We start from the raw sequence: 17,186 nt of genomic DNA on the forward strand, positions 1-17,186 counted from the left end.
CGGTCCTGCGGACCGGCAGATTTTCCGCTCTATGCCAGAAACTTAGGACTTGCCAGACGGTTGCGGCATGCGCATGCTGGATGCTGTTCTGCTCCACATGGAAAACCCGCCGTGCCCTCCCAAATGGACCGCACCAGCCTGACCTGGAAAGTCACGCCCGACCTTTTGGGCGTGGTCGATGCTTCCGGCGTCTTCATGGACACCAATCCTGCCTGGTTCCGCACCCTCGGCCTGCTGCCAGAGGAAATCGAAAGCCGCCAGTTCTTCGACTTCCTTCACCCGGATGACATGTCCCGGACAGAAGCCGCGTTTGAGCGTGTCAAACACGGGCAGCCGGTGCTGCAGTTCGAAAACCGCTACCGCCACAAGGACGGCAGTTACCGCTGGCTGTCCTGGAACGCGGTGCCGGAAGGCGACCGGTTCTATTGCAACGCCCGGGATGTGACCGAGGCCAAGATGAACGCGGCCCATCTGGCGGACCGCGAGCAGGAGGCCCGTTTCCGCGAGCAGTTCATCGCCGTGCTGGGCCACGACCTGCGCAACCCGCTGTCTGCGGTCGGCGCTGCACTGAGGCTCCTGGAGAATGAGCCGCAATCGGCCAAGGCTCTGGAAATCCTGGCGCTCGGCCGCCAGTCCGTCACCCGGATGTCGGCGCTGATCAACGACATCCTAGATTTCGCCCGCTCCCGCCTTGGCGAAGGCATCGACATTGCGCGCAGCGAAAGCACAGACCTGAGGCCGGTTCTGTCGCAAACGGTCGAGGAAATCCGGCTGGCAAACCCGGGCACACCGATCACCGAAAGCTACAGTTTCGCCGATCCGATGGACTGCGACACCGGCCGCATCGCGCAACTGGTCTCCAACCTCCTGTCCAACGCGGTCACGCACGGCACGCCCGGAAAACCTGTAACCGTGGCCGCTGACGATGACGGCGGCGATTTCGTCCTGTCGGTCGCCAACCATGGCGACCCGATCCCGGCAGAGACCATGACCCTGCTGTTTGAGCCTTTCACCCGTTCCGGCACCCGCGAGTCGCAAAACGGCCTGGGCCTGGGCCTCTACATCGCCCAGCAGATCGCCGCGGCGCATGGCGGCCATCTTTCGGCGGAGTCGGATGAGCGGCTGACCGTTTTCACACTGCGGATGCCACGGGGCTGAGGAAACCCGGCCCGCGTGCGGTCGGTTTGCTGACGCTGAACGGCCCCTGCTTCAGCCCAAATGCGCGCGGTCTTGCTGCCAAAGGAAAAGGCCGCCCCAACCGGGACGGCCTTCTCTCAAACTCGAACTCTCTGGCGCATTAGGCTGCCAGCGCGTCCTGTGCCTGGCGGACGATTGCGCCGAAAGCTTCGGGCTCGTGCACGGCCAGGTCGGCCAGAACCTTGCGGTCCACTTCGATGCCGGCCAGTGTCAGGCCGTTGATGAAGCGGGAGTAGGTCAGCGCTTCGTCGTGCGAACGCACAGCAGCGTTGATACGCTGGATCCACAGCGCGCGGAAGTTGCGCTTGCGGTTCTTACGGTCGCGGGTTGCGTACTGGTTGGCCTTGTCGACGGCCTGGCGGGCAACCTTGAAGGTGTTCTTGCGGCGGCCGTAGTAACCTTTGGCTGCCTTGATGACCTTCTTGTGACGGGCGTGAGTTGTGGTACCACCTTTAACGCGGGACATCTCTCAAATCTCCTCTTAGCGGTCGTAGGGCATGAAGCCCTTGACGATCTTTGCGTCGGGTGCCGACAGGGTGGTGGTGCCGCGAGCGTCGCGGATGAACTTGGTGGTGCGTTTGATCATGCCGTGGCGTTTGCCGGCCTGACCTGCCATCACCTTGCCGGTGGCGGTAATCTTGAAGCGCTTCTTGGCGCTCGACTTTGTCTTCATCTTGGGCATTTCCGTCTCCTTCAATGCGGGTTCGCTAGACGCGCGACTCGGCATGCCTCGACGGCCGGCCGCGCGGAACAGAGCTGCCCTTTAAGCAATGCAGGCGGAATGGGCAAGCGGATTCTCTAGAAAAGCTGCGCCGCGACCCGGGAAAACACGTCCGGGATCTCCTCAACGCTGTAGCCGCCCGGATTCATCATCACCGCATAGGTGACCAGCGCGATGGCCGCAAGGATGGGGAGCAAGGACGCCCGCGGCGGGCGCCGCTCGCTGAGACCGGCCAGAACCGCAGGCACTGTGAAACCCCCGATCACAAGCCCCAGAACCAGCGCCAGATCCGTCTGCATGACCCACCCCCATCAGCACAGCAACATGGGATGATGGTAGGGGCAGGCAGCGGCTTTTCAATTCCGCTCCGCCAGCGGCAGACCGGCCTGCACCTACTCCGGATCAGTGCTGTAGATCAGCCGCTCGTCACAGGGGGCGATGCGCAGGATGTTGGTGGTGCCCGGCACGTTGAAGGGCACGCCCGCGGTGACCACGATCTGGTCGCCCTCGGTTGCGTATCCGCCCGCGCGCGCGGCGCGCGCCGCACTGACAACAGCGCCCTTGAACCGGTCCAGCTCCGGCGTCATCACGCATTTGCAACCCCAGCTGAGGCACAGCCGCCGCGCAGTGGCGCTGACCGGGGTCATTGCGATGATCGGCACGCCGGGACGTTCCCGCGCGGTCAGCAGCGCGGTGGTGCCGGACTGGGTGAAACAGCAGATCGCCTTGATCTCGGTCTTTTCCGCAATCTCCCGTGCCGCGGCGACGATGCCGTCAGCAACCGTGGTGCCCTTGGCCGACCGCGAGGCGGCGATGATCTGGGTATAGGTCGGGTCGGCCTCGACCTCAATCGCCACCTTGTCCATCGTCCGCACCGCTTGCACCGGATACTGGCCGGCCGCGCTCTCGGCGCTCAGCATCACCGCATCGGCGCCCTCATAGATGGCGGTGGCCACGTCGGAGACCTCGGCCCGGGTCGGCATCGGGCTTTCGATCATGCTCTCCAGCATCTGGGTTGCAACGATCACCGGTTTGGCCGCCGCCCGGCACTTGCGCACCAGCCGCTTCTGGATCGGCGGCACCGCCGCCACCGGCAGTTCGACACCCAGATCGCCGCGTGCCACCATGATGCCGTCAGAGGCGTCCAGAATGGCCTCGAAATCTTCCACCGCCTGCGGCTTCTCGATCTTCGACAGCACCGCCGCGCGGCCATCCGCCAGCGCGCGGGCCTCATAGACATCCTTGGCCCGCTGCACAAAGGACAGCGCCAGCCAGTCCACACCAAGGGCGCAGACAAACTCCAGATCCGCCCGGTCCTTCTCCGACAAGGCGGCCAGCGGCAGCACCACATCCGGAACATTCACGCCCTTGCGGTTTGAAATCGTGCCGCCGGTCTCCACCGTGCAGTCGGCGAAATCCGGGCCGCAGGTGTCCACAACCAGGCGGATCTTGCCGTCATTGACCAAGAGATGCGCGCCCGGTTCCAGCGCCTGGAAAATCTCCGGATGCGGCAGGCAAACGCGGGTCACATCGCCCTCCGCCGGATCCAGGTCGAGGCGGAACTTCGCCCCCTCTTCCAGTTCCTCAGATCCGTTGGCAAAGACCCCGACACGCAGCTTCGGCCCCTGCAGATCCGCCAGAATGGCAATCGGGCTGTCCAGATCCTGCTCCACCTGGCGGATGATCCTGTGCTTCTCGGCAATCTCCGGATGGCTGCCGTGCGACATGTTCAGGCGGAACACATCGGCGCCGGCCTCATGCAGCGCACGGATGGTCTCGTAGGTCTCCGAGGCCGGCCCCAAAGTGGCGACAATCTTCACATTGCGCGATCGTTTCATTGGGGTTCTCTCCTCCGGCCCTGCACATGTTACCGCAAACAGCGTTTGAAGTGCTTATCCCCCAATTCCCATTCTGCCGCAACTCCCGTAAACAACTTGCGGCAAAACATATCAGGCTCATGACATACACTTCCTTTTTTGTTCACGGTGCAGACCGTCCCGCCCGCTGGCTGATCACTTGCGACCACGCAACCAACCATGTGCCGGATTTTGCCGGCGGCGGCGACCTTGGCCTCCCGCGCGAGGACATGGAGCGCCACATCGCCTATGACGTCGGCGCCTATGAGGTGTCCAAGCTCCTGGGCGAGATGCTGGACGCGCCGGTGGTGGCCTCCAACTTCTCCCGCCTGGTGATCGACCCCAACCGCGGCGAGGACGACCCGACCCTGCTGATGAAGCTTTATGACGGCACCATCATCCCCGCCAACCGCCACGCGGGCGAGGCCGAGCTGAAGCAGAGGCTGGAGGGCTGCTACCGCCCCTACCACCGGGCGCTGGCGCGGCTGGCGGAACGCCCCCGCACGGTCATCATCTCCGTCCACAGCTTTACCCGCCAGCTGCGCGGCCGCAGCCCGCGCCCCTGGGAGATCGGCATCCTGTTTCCCGAAGGCGAGCGCTTCTCGCCATTTGTGGTGGAAGAACTGAACCGCCCCGGCGATCTCTGTGTCGGCGTCAATGAGCCCTACACCGGCTACCTGCCCGGCGACGCGATCGAAACCCACGCCACCAAGCCGGGCCGCCCCAACACGCTGATCGAGCTGCGCAATGACCTGATTGCCGAACACACCGGCCAGCAGGTTTGGGCCGAACGCCTGGCCCAAGTGCTGCTCAGGGCACTGGAAGCATCCGGTCTCTGACCCGGAATTCGGCGCGAATTCCGTCTCGGAAAACACGTGTTTTCCGGGCCGTTTTCCGCGCCGGAAAACGGCACCCCGCGTTGCAGAACCGGCCATGCGCCACCATATCTGTAACGGAAACGCGGGAAATTCCGGGAAAGGAGCCCTCATGGCCCAGGAAACCCTCTCTGCCTTCTTCGGCTGGCTGACCGTTTTGCATATCGGCCTGTTCACCCTCTCCGCCGTGCTTCTGATGCTGATGCGGGACTGGGTTGCGGGGCTGCATGCCCGCATGTTCGGGCTGGCGCCAGCCGATGTCAGCCTTACCGTCTACCGCTGGCTTGGCACCTACAAGATCGTCATTTTCGCCACTGCGCTGGGACCGTGGCTGGCACTGCAGCTGGTCTGACCGCCGCCGCCCGCGCCCATTGCCCGCCCCCGCTGCGGCTGCTAGGCCTGCGGGGACACCAGACAACTCCGGAGCCACCGCCATGGACAAGCAAACCGAGACCGAAATCCAGGCCGCCGCCTTCCGCCGCCTGCAGAAGCACCTGATGGAAGACCGCACCGATGTGCAGAATATCGACCTGATGAACATGGCCGGCTTCTGCCGCAACTGCCTGGCCCGCTGGTACCAGGAGGCCGCCAACGAGCGCGGCATCGAGATGGGCAAGAATGAGGCCCGCGAGATCTATTACGGCATGACCATGGAGGAGTGGAAGGCCAGCTACCAGACCGAAGCCAGCGCCGAGAAACAGGCAGACTTCAAGGTGGCGTTCAAGGAAAACGTCACCGACAAGCAGTAAGCGGCTATCCGTCAAGGCCGGGCGAAGGGGCGCTGCCCCTCCTGGCCTTGCGGCCAATTCACCCCGGAGTATTTGCCCAAAGGTGAAATCAGCCGGTCTGGCCGCGGCCTCAGCCCCTCAGCCGCAGAGCCGCGCGCGCCGGATCAGCCGGCGCGCCATCCGCATCCACCAGCGCGACCCGCAGCGGCGCGCCACTCTCCTGGTCCACCACCCCGACCGGCGCGGCGCCGCCGGTCACATGCGCCTCCCCCCATTGCGCCAGTGCCATAAAGGTCAGTGCCAATCCGCGCCCCGCGTCAGTCAGCACATAGGCCTGGCGCACCCGGTCGCCCGCCTCCTGATAGGGCTGCTTTTCCAGTATCCCCCGCGCCACCAGACTGTTCAGCCGGTCCGTCAGGGTGGAGCGCGGCGCCTTCAGGTCCGCACGCATGTCGTCATAGCGGCAAACGCCATAGAAAGCCTCCCGCAGGATCAGGAGCGTCCAGCGGTCGCCCAGGATCCCGGCGGCCAGCGCCATCGGGCACTGCTCCTTGGGCACCAGGGCGCGGCGGCGGACGGCGGGCAGGGTTTCACGGGAATCAGAAGCTGAGTTTGACATGCGGACCCAGATAGGTGATTTCTATCTGAGTTCAAAATTGAGACTTAGATTCGCCAACAGGAAGGATAACCCGGATGACCAAACGCCCGATGGACCAGGATGACGTGCTTGAAGATTTCGAGCCGCGCCGGATCGCCCTCAACGGTGCAGAGAAAACCGTGCATGTGTCCGGCCAGGGCCCCGCAGTAATCGTGATGGCGGAAATGCCGGGGATCAGCCCGCATGTGGCCCGCTTTGCCCGATGGGTACGCGATGCCGGGTTTACCGTTTACATGCCCTCACTGTTCGGCCGCGACGGTGCTGTGGCCACCGCAGAAGACGGTGCAGAGGTGTTCCGCCGCGCCTGCGTCAGCGCCGAATTCCGCGCCTTTGCCGGTCATGGCGCCAGCCCGGTCACCCAGTGGCTGCGGGCGCTGGCGCGTCTTGCGCACGGCGAATGCGGCGGCCCCGGCACCGGCGCCATCGGCATGTGTTTCACCGGCAATTTTGCGCTGTCGATGATGCTGGAGCCCGCCATGCTTGCCCCGGTTCTGGCGCAGCCCTCGCTGCCGCTGGACAACCCGGCAGGTGTCGAAAGCCCAGCCGAAGAACTGGCCGCCGTACGCGACCGGCTGGAGCGCGAGGACCTCACGGTGCTTGCCTACCGGTTCCAGAGCGACGCCTTCTGCCAGGCGCAGCGCTTTGCCGCCTATGCCGAGGCGCTGGGAGAGCGCTTTGACGCCCGCACCCTGCCGGACAGCGCTGCCGCCGCGGAGGTGCCGCCGTTCTTTGCCAAACACGTCCCCGCTCCGCACAGCGTGGTCACCGCGCATCTGGTGGATGAGGCAGGCAGCCCGACCCTGGCCGCGCGGGATGAGATCCTGGCATTCTTCAGGCAGCGGCTGACAGCAGGCAGCTGATCTAGCGGACGGCGGCGCAGCCCCGCCCGCCGCCTCAGTTCTCCAGGCCTTCAAACCAGTCCAATGCCATACTGCTCCAGCCCCTGGGCATCCCATGACCGCCCTTGTGCAGGATCAGTTCCAGACCGCCGGTTTCGCAGTCCCACCGTTTGCGCCAGATCCCGTCTTCGGCCGCATGCGCGGCGGCGTTACTGGGGCAGCCGTTTTCGCGCCGCCACAGCTGCAGCCCCTCCCAGATATCGGCCTGCACCACACTCGCACCGGGGATGGCGCGGCCTTCCAGCGGCACGACGGTGTCGGCAAAGCCGTGGATGTGCAGCAGCCGCACCGGCCCCTTGCAGTCCCGTGTCACCGGCAGCCAGAAACCGCCAGAGACCGCCGCATACCCGGCGGCAAACTCCGGCACCCGGCAGGCCATGTCCCAGACCATCGATCCGCCGCGGGAAAAGCCGCTCAGCAGCAGTCTCTCCGGATCCACCCCAGCCCGTTCCGCGGCATCCGCCAGCACCGCGCGCAGGAACTCCGTGTCGTTGCGGGGATAGGTGTTCCAGCCGTCGCGCACCGACCAGTCCGCAGGTTTGCCGTTGGCCCAGGGCAAGCCGCTGGGAGCAATCACCGCATAACCGCGCCGGGTGAATGCCGCCACCAGCCCGCTATTGGCAGCAACCTTGGCGCCGCTGCTGCCATAGCCATGCAGGAACATCACCGCAGGCCCGCCCTGCCAGCCGTCCGGCAGGCCCAGGTGATAGGTCCCGCTGTCAATCCGGCACGGCGCCTCCCCGCCGCACGGCGCGTCCTGCGCCGCCGCACCTGCCGGCACACCCAGCAAGGCCGCGGCCAGCAGCATCAGACCCCGTTTCAGCATCCGCCCCTCCTTAGTCCGGTTCGTGCTCTACCCTAGCACAGACCGTCGGCAGCGATGCGGCCATGAAAAAGGCCGCCCGTTCTGGGCGGCCGCTGCAAAATGTCTTTTTGGAAATGCCCCGGACCACACATCCGCGGCTGGGCGCGTCCCCCCGAAGGCGCGCCTAACCGCGCAAGCGGCCCAGAAGACGCGCCGCCAGCGCGCCAGAGGCCGTGCGCTCCCGCGCCAGGAGCTTGCCAGCGAGCCACCCCTGGCTGGCAGGCGCCTTGACAAAATCGGGATGCGCGACCTCGTCCGCGGTCAGCACCTGACGCACAGCAGCCAGGATTTCCACGTCGCTCGGCTCGGCGGCCTCGCTGTTCATGGCTTCCCCCATCACCGGCTGATAACACTGTTGCATACTGGCACCTCCACGGTTTGCGGCTCTGGCTGGCGGCCCCCCCGGCCGGTTCCCATCGCCTGGCATCAGAATACCGCAAGCTGCCGCCCAAGGGCGCATTTTGTGTAAAATTAGTTAAAATCCAGAGCCGAAACAGGGGGTTTTAAAAACAGTCCCCACATCAAAACACTCATTGTTTCCATGGCTGGGAGAATGCGCCGTTTCAGCATCCTGTGAACCAGGCTTTCGTACCCGCCCGGCGGGGCGGAAATCGCAGAATCGATTCTCTATTTAACAAAAGGCCGCCCGCAAGGGACGGCCTTTTGCAGCAATGCGGCAAGCAGCTTCAGACAGCTTTCTTGCGGCTTTCCTCCAGGTAGATCTCGCGCAGGCGCTTGGCGATCGGGCCCGGGGTGCCGTCGCCCAGGGTCACGCCGTCGATCTCCACCACCGGCATCACAAAGGCGCTGGCAGAGGTGGTGAAGGCCTCGTCCGCCTCCTTGGCTTCCTCGATGGTGAACAGGCGCTCCTCAATCTCCATCTGCGCTTCCGCCGCCAGACGCAGCACCGCGGCGCGGGTGATGCCGTGCAGGATGTCATTGGACAGCGGCCGGGTCACGATCTTGCCGTTCTTAACGTAATAGGCGTTGTTGGAGGTGCCTTCGGTCACATAGCCGTCTTCGATCAGCCAGGCATCGTCGCAGCCGGCCTTCTTGGCCATCATCTTGCCCATCGACGGATAGAGCAGCTGCACGGTCTTGATGTCGCGGCGGCCCCAGCGGATGTCCTCAATCGAGATGATCTTGGCGCCTTTCGCAGCGGCAGGGCTGTCGGCCAGGCCAGGCTTGTTCTGGGTGAACAGCACCAGCGACGGCGGGGTGTCCGCGGAGGGGAATACAAAGTCCCGGTCGCCGTCAGAACCGCGCGAGACCTGCAGGTACACCAGGCCCTCCTCGATGCCGTTCAGCTCCACCAGCTTGCGGTGGATCTCCAGCAGCTCCTCCTTGGAGCAGGGCGACGCCATGTCCAGTTCTTTCAGCGACCGGTCCAGGCGCACGGCGTGGCCTTCAAAGTCGATCAGCTTGCCGTCGAGGACCGAGGTCACCTCATAAACCGCATCGGCAAACAGGAAGCCGCGGTCAAAGATCGATACCTTGGCGTCGCCTTCGGGCAGGTATTCGCCATTCACATAAACAGTACGGGTCATTGTTGTCTCCTCAACCCCACAGGGCAGCTTTGGGCGGGTGCACGCCCTCGGCATCAAATGTCAAAGGTTCCTCGCGGTCTTCGGCCAGAAGCAGCGGCCCGTCAAGATCCGTAACCGCCGCACCTTGCGCCACAAGCGTCGCCGGCGCCATCGCCAGCGATGAACCGACCATGCAGCCGACCATCACCTGATAGCCCTCGGCCAGCGCCTGTTCGCGCAGCTTCAGCGCCTCAGTGAGGCCGCCGGTCTTGTCCAGCTTGATGTTGACCACGTCATATTTGCCCTTGAGTTTCGGCAGGCTCTCGCGGTCATGGCAGCTCTCATCCGCACAGACCGGCACCGGTCGCTCCATGCCGATCAGCGCCTCGTCCTCACCCGCGGGCAGCGGCTGCTCCACCAGCTCTACGCCCAGGCGCAGCAGATGCGGCGCCAGTTCGGCATAGACCGCAGCCGACCAGCCCTCATTGGCGTCGATGATGATCCTGGCATCGGGCGCGCCGGCGCGCACCGCCTCCAGGCGGGGCATGTCGTCGGGGGTGCCGAGCTTGATTTTCAAGAGCGGGCGGAACGCATTCTCCGCCGCCTGCGCCTGCATCTTCTCCGGCGTGTCCAGCGACAGGGTGTAGGCGGTGATCTCCGGTTTCGGCTCCGGCAGGCCTGCCAGTTCCCAGACCCGTTTGCCGGCCTGTTTTGCCTCCAGATCCCACAGCGCGCAGTCAACCGCGTTGCGGGCGGCGCCGGCGGGCAGCAGCGATTGCAGTTCCTCGCGGGTGAAACCGGCAGGCAGGCCCTCGATTTCAGCGGTCACGCTTTCCAGCGTCTCGTTATAGCGGGCGTAGGGCACGCATTCACCCCAGCCGGTGACGCCGTCCTTATCAACCCGCACGGTCAGCACTTTGGCTTCGGTGCGCGAGCCGCGCGAGATGGTGAAGACCTGCGCCAGTTTGAAGACGTCCGGTGTGACGGTGATGTTCATGAAACTGCCCTTTCCTGCGGCCCTGCGCGCGCCGCGGCGGGCCTTGGCATGATGCCCTTCATCCGGGGCACCTGCTCTTTCATCTTTCCAAAAATACTCCCGCCGGAGGCATCCCAGGCTGCGCCTGAGCACCTCCGGCGGGGCTGTTAGATCAGGCCGCTGCCAGCGCGTCCACCAGGCGGCCGGCGCCGTGGCGGTACGGGTCGACGGCGGGCAGGCCCATGCGCTCTTCGACTTCGGCCAAGTACTTGACCGCTTCGTCCTCAGACAGGTGCTGGGTGTTCACCGAAATGCCAACGACCTTACAGGCCGGGTTGGCGCGCTGAGCCAGCGGCAGGGCCACTTCGCGCAGCTCTTCCAGGGTCGGCACGTCATATTCCGGCAGGCCGCGCATATGGGTGCGGGTCGGCTCGTGGCACAGGATCAGCGCATCCGGCTGGCCGCCGTGCACCAGCGCCATGGTGACGCCAGAGTAGGACACGTGGAACAGCGAGCCCTGGCCTTCGATCAGGTCCCAGTGGTCGTCGTCGTTGTCCGGGGTCAGATATTCGATCGAACCCGCCATGAAGTCGGCAATGACCGCGTCCAGCGGCACGCCGCTGCCGGTGATCAGGATGCCGGTCTGGCCGGTGGCGCGGAAGGTCGACTTCATGCCGCGCTCGCGCATCTCGTTGTCCATCGCCATCGCGGTGTACATCTTGCCGACCGAGCAGTCGGTGCCAACTGCCAGGCAGCGCTTGCCGCTGCGCGGCTTGCCGTTGGCAATCGGGTAGCCGACGGTGGGCACGCGCACATCATGCAGGGTGCCGCCGTGGGTCTGGGCCGCGGCCACCAGGTCGCCTTCGTCGCGCAGCAGGTTGTGCAGGCCGGAGGCCAGGTCATAGCCCATTTCCAGCGCTTCGATCAGCACTTCCTTCCAGGCCTGGGAAATCACGCCGCCGCGGTTGGCGACACCGATCACCAGGGTTTTGGCGCCGGCTTCCTTGGCCTCGGCCAGGGTCAGGTCCTTCAGGCCCAGGTCGGCGCCGCAGCCCGGCAGGCGGATCTGGCCGACCGCGTGCTCGGGGCGCCAGTCACGGATGCCGATGGCAACTTTGGCAGCCAGCATGTCGGGCGCATCGCCCAGGAACAGCAGATAAGGGGTTTCGATCATGGCGGGTTTCCTCTTCACTCTTGCCGGTGAGTTTGCTGAGATTCCCGCACAAGTTCATACCTATTCCGCCGCGCCGAACCTCCATCGCGCAAGATCCTCCTACTATTTTGTCATTTATCGGGAGATTCCTGCGGTATGTCACTATTGCTGACATTATTTTCCTCCTCCATCCAGGATTCGGCCTGAAGCACCCCGGTTTGAGGCGCACCAAGCACCGCAATGGCCTGCTGGGAGCCGGTTTCCTCCGGTGCATCGGCCTGCGTCCGCCGCAGCGCAGCAACCCCTGAGACCATAAAACACAGGGCTGCGAGCAGGATCAGCAGTCCATTTCCGTCAGCAATGCTGACCATATTTGGAGCGGCCAGAGTGCCTCCGAACTGACCGGCGTTCAAAAGGAACACCATGGCGCCGCTGGCCGGCACGATCTGCGCCGGTTTCAGCTGATCGTTGGCGTGGGCAGAGCAGACCGCATACATCGGCAGGCTGGCACCTGCGAGCACCGCAAAGCCGATCACCAGCGCCTGCGGCGTGGGGGTCGCCAGCATCCACAGGCAGGCCACGGCACCGATGACGCCGAGCCCTATCAGCACCAGCCGCCGGTCGGTCTTGTCGCTGATCCAGCCGACGGGGTACTGCACGACCGCGCCCACGATCATCGCCACCACCAGCGCGCCCGATGCCTCAGCCGGGCTCATCCCGCGCGACAGCGCATAAAGCGGCAGCGCGATGAACCAACCCGCCACCGCAGTCGCGCTGACCAGGTTGCCCAGCACCGCCATCGGCGATACGCGGTACAGTTTGCGCACCGGCATCCGGTCCGGGACCTCATACTCCGGCGCCTTGATGCCCGACAGCAAGAGCGGCACGATCGACAGGGAAATCAGGATGGACACCGCCCCGAACAACAGATTGCCGCTGGGGTCCGGCAGCGCCACCAGCGCGGTGCCGATGGCCGGGCCTGCCATCCAGATCATGAAGTAGAGCGACAGGATCTGCGCCCGGTTTTTGTTTTCGGATTTTGCCTGCAGCCAGCTTTCGGTGATCACATACATGCCGGGATAGCAAACCCCGGCGAGGAACCGCAGCGCGGACCAGGAATAGGGATCGGAGGTCAAAAGATGCAGGATCGCCGAGATAGACACCAGCGACGCGAGCGCCGAAAACGCCCGGATATGGCCGACCCTGGCCACCATCCCCGGCGCCATCACGGTGCCCAGCAAGGCGCCGGCCGGATAGGCCGCCTGCATGATCGAAATAGTAAGGTCGGAGAAGCCAAGCCCCGCGCCCCGGATTGTCAGCAGGGTAACCAGAAGCCCGTTGGCCACCATCAGCATCAGCATGCCCAGAAACAGGGCCCAGTTTTCAATGAATGCACGTCTCATGCCCGGTTGCTCGCACGGGTCCCCCGCGGGTGCGCGCCTGTTTGCGGCAATGTTTCCGCCGCCGCATTGCAGCGGCATTTTCTGCGGCTGCAAAATTCCCTTGCATGAGGCCGCGCAACTTTCTAACACTTCAGCCCAGCAGAATTGAAACGTCATTACCCGGAGGATTGCCCCATGAGCTTCCGCATCCAGCCCGCCGCCCCGGCGCGCCCCAACCGCTGCCAGCTGTTCGGCCCCGGCTCCAAAGTGAAGCTGTTCGAGAAGATGGCAGCCTCGGCGGCGGATGTCATCAACCTCGACCTGGAGGATTCGGTGGCGCCTTCCGACAAGGACCAGGCCCGCGCCAACGTGATCGAGGCGATCAACAGCGTGGACTGGGGCAATAAATACCTGTCGGTGCGGATCAACGGGCTCGACACCCCCTACTGGTACCGCGATGTGGTGGACATTCTGGAGCAGGCCGGCGACCGGCTGGACCAGATCATGATCCCCAAGGTGGGCTGCGCCGAGGACGTCTATGCGGTGGACGCACTGGTCACCGCCATCGAACGCGCCAAAGGCCGCACCAAGCCGGTGTCCTTCGAGGTGATCATCGAATCCGCGGCAGGCATTGCCCATGTGGAAGACATCGCCAAATCCTCGCCCCGCTTGCAGGCGATGAGCCTGGGCGCTGCGGATTTTGCCGCCTCGATGGGGATGCAGACCACCGGCATCGGCGGCACCCAGGAGAACTACTACATGATCCGCGAGGGCCAGAAACACTGGTCCGACCCCTGGCACTGGGCGCAGGCGGCAATTGTCGCCGCCTGCCGCACCCATGGCATCCTGCCGGTGGACGGGCCGTTTGGCGACTTCTCCGACGAGGACGGTTATGTCGCACAGGCGAAGCGCTCTGCCACTTTGGGGATGGTCGGCAAATGGGCGATCCACCCCAGCCAGATCGCGCTGGCCAACCAGGTCTTCACCCCATCCGATGAGGCCGTGGCAGAAGCCCGCGAGATCCTGGCGGCGATGGAAGAGGCCAAGGCCTCCGGCGCCGGCGCCACGGTTTACAAGGGCCGTCTGGTCGATATCGCCTCGATCAAGCAGGCCGAGGTAATTGTGGCGCAGGCCGAGCTGATCGCGGGCAGCTGACGCCGGTCCGTGACGAGAGGTTCCAAGGGCGTCCCCGGGGGGCGCCCTTTTTGAATGGAGAGAGATATGCCGGATTTGACCTTGCTGCATACGGCTGAGTTGCATGTCGGAACCTTTCGCGCGCTGGCGCCGGGGGCGGAGTTGGATCAGCAGGTGCGCGCCGATTGGCTGGAGCGGGCACAGGGCGGGATTGATGCGGGCCTGAGGGCAGAGATTGCCTCGGCCGTCGCGGCGGCGGACGGGCCGGTCCTGTGCACCTGCACCACCCTTGGCCCGGCGGCGGAGGACGCAGGGGCCATCCGCATCGACTGGCCGATGATGCAGGAAGCGGCGCGCACCGGCGGGCCGGTGCTGATGGCCTATTGTCTGGAAAGCACTGCCGGGCCTTCGGAAGCGCTGCTGCGCCGTGCCTTCGGGGCGCGCGAGCCTGAGCTTACCTGCCTGGAGCTGGGCCGGCACTGGCCGCTGTTTGAGTGCGGGGACAGCACTGGCTTTGCCGCGGCCATTGCAGCGGATGTGGCGGAGGCGCTGGCGGCAATGGATTTTGCCTGCGTGGTGCTGGCGCAGGCCTCGATGGCCGGTGCGGCAGAGCTGCTGCGGGAGCAGTCACGGGTGCCGGTCCTGGCCTCGCCGGAGATTGCAGTGCGGGCCTTGCTCGCAGAACAAAAGGCGGGTGCCTGACCTTGGAGAGGCAAGCAGCGGCAGGGCATGCCTTTCTCCCGGCCGGGGCCCCTGCCCTGCCGGTGTGTCTGATCCGGTTTTGCCTTTATCCATGATCTGCTTCAGCGGAGGCATTATGGACTGGCGGCGCCGCCAGAATGGCGGAGATGGACGGGCGTATCCGCCCGCGTGCTAAACGTTGTCTCTGCACGGCCCCGCTGCCAGGCAGGGGTCCGGTTCCAAGGGTGCCGGGGAGCCAAGCCCCGGCGGGTGATCGCGACCGGGAGCAAGACTGCCAAAAGCGGCTTAAGATCCGGTGAGGGCTGCGTACGGTGGGCGCGCAACACCTGCGGCCGCGCGTCTGAAGCCAACCCAGCGCAGTAAGTATTTGGGGAAAGATGAAGCGCATCAGACTTTCATCTTTCCCCAAATACTCAATATCCAGCCTCAGCCTGAGTTCACGCCCGCAGATCCTTGGGCGAGCCCATCACCACATAGGTAGTGATCGCGGTGACATAGGGCGAGGTGCCGAGGATGTCGGTGTGGAACCTCTTGTAGCTGGGCAGATCGGCGCATTCGACCCGCAGCAGGTATTCGATGGTGCCGGTGATATTGTGGCATTCCACAACCTCCGGCGCCGCCTGCATGGCGCGCTCAAACGCCTCCTGCGCCTCCTTTGTGTGTTCGCCCAGGCCGACGCCGATGTAGGTGGCAAAGCCTACCCCCAGTTTTTGCCGGTCCAGGACCGCGCGGTAGCCGGTGATGACGCCGGAACGTTCCAGCTCTTGCACCCGGCGCAGGCAGGCGGAGGGCGACAGGCCCACCCGCTCTGCCAGTTCCAGGTTGCTGATCCGGCCGTCGCGGCTGAGTTCTCGCAATATTTGCTGGTTTATCTTGTCATTTTTCGCCACTGATTGTGAAAATAGACGCAAGGCACGGCAAAACGCAATTTCATTTGGCCGGTTTGGCGCAATGATTTTGCGCATGACTTATGAACTCCTCACCGCGCTTGCGCTTTTCGCGTTTGTCTCCTCGATCACGCCGGGGCCGAACAACCTGATGCTGATGGCCTCGGGCGCCAACTTCGGTTTCCGCCGCACCATCCCGCATATGCTGGGAGTCGCCTTGGGATTTGTGTTCATGGTGCTGCTGGTCGGCGCCGGGCTGGTGCAGGTGTTTGATGCCTTCCCGGTCAGCTACACTATGCTGAAGGCGGTTTCGGTTGTGTACCTCTTGTGGCTGGCGTGGAAGATCGCCAATGCGGCGCCGGTTCAGGCCAAAGGCGCGGAAGGCCGCCCGATGACCTTTCTGCAGGCCGCGGCATTTCAGTGGGTGAACCCCAAGGCCTGGGCGATGGCGCTGACTGCGATCAGCGCCTACACGCCGGATCAGACGCTGGCGGCGATCCTGCTGGTAGGGGTTATTTTCGGGGCGATCAACCTGCCCTCGGTCGGCTCCTGGACGGTGCTGGGCCAGCAGATGGCGCGGTTTCTGACCAGCCCGCGCCGCCTGGTGCTGTTCAACTGGACCATGGCGGTGCTGCTGGTGGCCTCGCTTTACCCGGTGATCTGGCCGCAGTAACGCAAGCCCCGCTCCCGGCCCAAAGGGGCGGAGCGCCCGCCCCCGCGCCAGAGGGCGGGCGGAACATCATTTCAGGGGCAGGCAAATCTCTGTCAGGAGATCCTCAGGCGCGGTGTCGCGGGGATTGTTGAGATAGACCTCGTAGCAGGGCTGGTCAGCCGGCTCTTCGCCTGAGACGGGCAGCCAGTTGCCGAATAAGCTGTGCGTCGCAGCCGGGATACCGGAATACGGCCCCTTATAGGTGAGAACCGCAACGCGGCCGCCCGGCAGGCTGACCTCCTCCATGCCCTCGGGCAGCGCCTCGCCGGTGAACTCCGCACCTGCAAAGCTGCGCAGCCCGGCCTCGTCCACCTCGTCCGGGCTGTCGAAATAGACCCCGAGCACCGCACCCAGCTGCGGCCAAAGCTGGCGGCTCTCGCAGATCGCCCCAAGGGCTTCAAAGCTCTTGCCGATCTCGTGGTAGGCGCCCTCGTGCGGCAGGCCGGCAAGGCGGCGGGCGGGGTCGGTGCGGGTGATCACGTCATACATGGGATAGCTTCCTGTTCTTAGGGCTGGGCTGGGCAGCCGCACCTGGCCGTCACGGCGGAAGGCCGCCGGGCTGCTGCCATAAGATTCAGAGAAGGCGCGGGAGAAGCTGTTCTGGTTCGGGTAGCCTGCGCGGGCTGCCAGCTGCGCGATGGGCATTTCCTCCATCACCAGCCAGACCGCGGCGCGGTGCAGCCGGATCCGGCGCACCGCCTGGGCACAGGTCTCGCCGGTCAGGGCGCGAAACACCCGGTGCCAGTGAAACCGCGACATCGCCGCCACATCCGCGAGCCGGTCCAGCGACAGGTCGCCATCCGTGTTGTCGTGGATATAGGCCAGAACCCTGAGGATCCGGTCTTCGTAGCTGGCGGCCATTTGCGGCGTCTCCTTCGTGTCTCTCTGCTCTCAGGTGATGGCATAAGCCAAGAT

At 64.8% G+C, this 17,186-nt stretch carries 21 protein-coding genes; 8 read left to right on the top strand and 13 right to left on the bottom strand.

Going from position 1 to position 17,186, the window contains the following annotated elements:
* Nucleotides 1-123 precede the first annotated feature (123 nt).
* The gene (locus tag K3725_RS15210; protein ID WP_260016137.1) at nt 124-1,158 is read left to right on the top strand and encodes a PAS domain-containing sensor histidine kinase; all 1,035 of its coding nucleotides are present in this window, start codon (nt 124-126) and stop codon (nt 1,156-1,158) included.
* A 139-nt stretch (nt 1,159-1,297) separates the two neighbouring features.
* On the opposite strand, the gene rplT is transcribed toward K3725_RS15210, so the two are convergent.
* From rplT to pyk, 4 genes are all read right to left on the bottom strand, one after another.
* Complete coding sequence (gene rplT / locus K3725_RS15215; RefSeq protein WP_008557989.1) at nt 1,298-1,663, bottom strand: 50S ribosomal protein L20; 366 nt, start codon at nt 1,661-1,663, stop codon at nt 1,298-1,300.
* Nucleotides 1,664-1,678: 15 nt separating this feature from the next.
* Nucleotides 1,679-1,879 carry a 50S ribosomal protein L35 gene (rpmI, locus tag K3725_RS15220; RefSeq protein ID WP_260016138.1) on the bottom strand — a complete coding sequence of 67 codons (201 nt, stop codon included), beginning with the start codon at nt 1,877-1,879 and terminating at the stop codon, nt 1,679-1,681.
* A 116-nt stretch (nt 1,880-1,995) separates the two neighbouring features.
* Nucleotides 1,996-2,217 (bottom strand): hypothetical protein, encoded by a 222-nt coding sequence (locus K3725_RS15225; RefSeq protein ID WP_260016139.1) that lies wholly within the window; start codon nt 2,215-2,217, stop codon nt 1,996-1,998.
* Between the two features lie 93 nt (nt 2,218-2,310).
* Complete coding sequence (gene pyk / locus K3725_RS15230; RefSeq protein WP_260016140.1) at nt 2,311-3,756, bottom strand: pyruvate kinase; 1,446 nt, start codon at nt 3,754-3,756, stop codon at nt 2,311-2,313.
* 119 nt (nt 3,757-3,875) lie between these two features.
* On the opposite strand from pyk, the gene K3725_RS15235 reads away from it, so the two are divergent.
* The 3 genes from K3725_RS15235 (at nt 3,876) to K3725_RS15245 (ending at nt 5,398) form a co-directional block, all read left to right on the top strand.
* A complete protein-coding gene (locus K3725_RS15235; RefSeq protein ID WP_260016141.1) occupies nt 3,876-4,613 on the top strand; it encodes an N-formylglutamate amidohydrolase in 738 nt (245 codons plus the stop codon).
* A gap of 148 nt (nt 4,614-4,761) precedes the next feature.
* Nucleotides 4,762-5,001 (top strand): DUF6868 family protein, encoded by a 240-nt coding sequence (locus K3725_RS15240; RefSeq protein ID WP_260016142.1) that lies wholly within the window; start codon nt 4,762-4,764, stop codon nt 4,999-5,001.
* An 82-nt stretch (nt 5,002-5,083) separates the two neighbouring features.
* Entirely contained in the window at nt 5,084-5,398 is a 315-nt protein-coding gene (locus tag K3725_RS15245; RefSeq protein WP_260016143.1) for a DUF1244 domain-containing protein, read from the top strand.
* Nucleotides 5,399-5,507: 109 nt separating this feature from the next.
* Here K3725_RS15245 and K3725_RS15250 read toward each other — a convergent pair whose 3' ends face one another.
* Complete coding sequence (locus K3725_RS15250) at nt 5,508-5,996, bottom strand: helix-turn-helix domain-containing protein (protein WP_260016144.1); 489 nt, start codon at nt 5,994-5,996, stop codon at nt 5,508-5,510.
* A gap of 74 nt (nt 5,997-6,070) precedes the next feature.
* On the opposite strand from K3725_RS15250, the gene K3725_RS15255 reads away from it, so the two are divergent.
* Nucleotides 6,071-6,895, top strand: a complete 825-nt coding sequence (locus K3725_RS15255) for a dienelactone hydrolase family protein (RefSeq protein ID WP_260016145.1) — start codon at nt 6,071-6,073, stop codon at nt 6,893-6,895.
* Nucleotides 6,896-6,929: 34 nt separating this feature from the next.
* Here K3725_RS15255 and K3725_RS15260 read toward each other — a convergent pair whose 3' ends face one another.
* From K3725_RS15260 to K3725_RS15285, 6 genes are all read right to left on the bottom strand, one after another.
* Nucleotides 6,930-7,760 (bottom strand): PHB depolymerase family esterase, encoded by an 831-nt coding sequence (locus K3725_RS15260; protein WP_260016146.1) that lies wholly within the window; start codon nt 7,758-7,760, stop codon nt 6,930-6,932.
* A 163-nt stretch (nt 7,761-7,923) separates the two neighbouring features.
* Entirely contained in the window at nt 7,924-8,160 is a 237-nt protein-coding gene (locus K3725_RS15265) for a hypothetical protein (protein WP_260016147.1), read from the bottom strand.
* Between the two features lie 325 nt (nt 8,161-8,485).
* Nucleotides 8,486-9,346, bottom strand: coding sequence for a D-amino-acid transaminase (locus K3725_RS15270; protein ID WP_260016148.1), 861 nt, complete (start codon nt 9,344-9,346; stop codon nt 8,486-8,488).
* A gap of 10 nt (nt 9,347-9,356) precedes the next feature.
* Nucleotides 9,357-10,322 carry an N-acetyl-D-Glu racemase DgcA gene (gene dgcA / locus K3725_RS15275; protein WP_260016149.1) on the bottom strand — a complete coding sequence of 322 codons (966 nt, stop codon included), beginning with the start codon at nt 10,320-10,322 and terminating at the stop codon, nt 9,357-9,359.
* A gap of 151 nt (nt 10,323-10,473) precedes the next feature.
* Nucleotides 10,474-11,475, bottom strand: coding sequence for an N-acetyltransferase DgcN (gene dgcN, locus K3725_RS15280; RefSeq protein ID WP_260016150.1), 1,002 nt, complete (start codon nt 11,473-11,475; stop codon nt 10,474-10,476).
* A gap of 110 nt (nt 11,476-11,585) precedes the next feature.
* Nucleotides 11,586-12,857 carry an MFS transporter gene (locus K3725_RS15285; protein WP_260016151.1) on the bottom strand — a complete coding sequence of 424 codons (1,272 nt, stop codon included), beginning with the start codon at nt 12,855-12,857 and terminating at the stop codon, nt 11,586-11,588.
* Between the two features lie 174 nt (nt 12,858-13,031).
* On the opposite strand from K3725_RS15285, the gene K3725_RS15290 reads away from it, so the two are divergent.
* Together K3725_RS15290 and K3725_RS15295 are read left to right on the top strand one after the other, a co-directional pair.
* Entirely contained in the window at nt 13,032-13,991 is a 960-nt protein-coding gene (locus K3725_RS15290; RefSeq protein ID WP_260016152.1) for an L-malyl-CoA/beta-methylmalyl-CoA lyase, read from the top strand.
* 66 nt (nt 13,992-14,057) lie between these two features.
* On the top strand, nt 14,058-14,672 hold the full coding sequence (locus K3725_RS15295) for a hypothetical protein (RefSeq protein WP_260016153.1): 615 nt from the start codon (nt 14,058-14,060) through the stop codon (nt 14,670-14,672).
* 437 nt (nt 14,673-15,109) lie between these two features.
* Here the strand turns inward: K3725_RS15295 and K3725_RS15300 are convergent, their stop codons facing one another.
* Complete coding sequence (locus K3725_RS15300) at nt 15,110-15,562, bottom strand: Lrp/AsnC family transcriptional regulator (RefSeq protein ID WP_260016154.1); 453 nt, start codon at nt 15,560-15,562, stop codon at nt 15,110-15,112.
* A 73-nt stretch (nt 15,563-15,635) separates the two neighbouring features.
* Between K3725_RS15300 and K3725_RS15305 the strand changes: the two genes are divergently transcribed.
* Nucleotides 15,636-16,232 (top strand): LysE family translocator, encoded by a 597-nt coding sequence (locus tag K3725_RS15305; RefSeq protein ID WP_260016155.1) that lies wholly within the window; start codon nt 15,636-15,638, stop codon nt 16,230-16,232.
* A gap of 66 nt (nt 16,233-16,298) precedes the next feature.
* On the opposite strand, the gene K3725_RS15310 is transcribed toward K3725_RS15305, so the two are convergent.
* Nucleotides 16,299-17,132, bottom strand: a complete 834-nt coding sequence (locus K3725_RS15310; RefSeq protein ID WP_260016156.1) for a GyrI-like domain-containing protein — start codon at nt 17,130-17,132, stop codon at nt 16,299-16,301.
* Nucleotides 17,133-17,186: the final 54 nt, after the last annotated feature.

The sequence above is a fragment of the Leisingera sp. S132 genome, from assembly GCF_025144465.1.
Taxonomy (GTDB): Bacteria; Pseudomonadota; Alphaproteobacteria; order Rhodobacterales; family Rhodobacteraceae; genus Leisingera.